General features: G+C 53.4%; 1 protein-coding gene. It reads left to right on the forward strand.

Annotated elements, in window-relative coordinates; genetic code table 11:
* Positions 1-1,059 (forward strand): ISLre2 family transposase (locus tag IEX81_RS16475; RefSeq protein ID WP_188805342.1); only part of this gene is annotated, 1,059 nt, incomplete at its 5' end.
* Between the last annotated feature and the right edge of the window lie 40 nt (positions 1,060-1,099).

A 1,099-nucleotide genomic window follows, 5' to 3' on the forward strand; every position in this document is an offset into this window, starting at 1 on the left:
GGTCACTTAAGCCCGATGGTTGAGGAAGCGGCCATCCAACTAGCGGTCCAGGGTCCTTCCTACCGAAAAGCCGCCCAGACTCTGGAAAACCTCTTAGGCTATCGGGTCATCAGCCATGAAGCGATCCGACGGCATCTGTTGGAGATCAGAGCCCTTCCCAAAGCCCGTGAACCCGTTCACCGCCCAGTGCTGTTCGCTGAGGTTGACGGACTGTTCGTGAAACATCAGGAAAAAGGAATACGGGGCAAAGAGGAGAAGATCGTAGCGGTGCACCAGGGTTGGGAGAAAAATGGGAAACGTGTTCGACTCAAAGACAAACGCCATTTTGTCTACCGTGGGAAAAAGCCGTTCTGGGAAGCCTTTGAGGACTTTCTAATCGATAACTATGCGTACGACCCCACCGTGCACAAACTAGTCATTAATGGCGATGGCGCTGGGTGGATAACGGCCTGTCGTAAGCACTTTCGGAACCGGGCGTTCTTCTGTATTGACCGCTTTCATGTGGCTCGGGAGTTGCGTGGCCTGTTCCGCAAACATCCCCGCTTGAACAACGTGAGAAAAGCTTTCAGAGCTTGGGACGGGGAGGACCTGTTGGTTGAATTGAACAGTGCGGTGGGCACTCTGGGAAGCAACGCAAAGGAAGACCGTTTAAACGATCTGATCCAGCAGCTGGAACAGTATCCGGAGGCGTTGGGCGATTACCGCAACTGGCTGAAGGCCCAAGGCATAGATACGGAGGATATGCGTCCCATGGGGAGTGCGGAGGGAACGATGAGTGTTTTTGCCAAGCGCTTGAAAAACGGCCGTAGCTGGGTAGAAAAAGGGAAACAGGCGATGGTGACCGGTCTCGTCGCCCATTTGGATAACATGAGCTTTCAAACGCTGTTTGGGCGTGCCGAGAGCTGGGGTGAACCCGCAACAGAAGAGAAGCCGCCCAGGCATTATGAAGAGAAGGTGGCGCACACCGTTGGCGAAATGACACGTGGGAATATACAGTACTTACAAGGGAAATCCGGCCTTCCTGTATACCGTGCCCTACAGGCATTACAGAGTTTTTAAACAAGGGTCAGGGTTCACCAAGGAAACGCTCTGCAATCAT

The sequence above is a fragment of the Sporolactobacillus putidus genome (genome assembly GCF_014647035.1).
GTDB classification, from domain to species: Bacteria; Bacillota; Bacilli; order Bacillales; family Sporolactobacillaceae; genus Sporolactobacillus; species Sporolactobacillus putidus.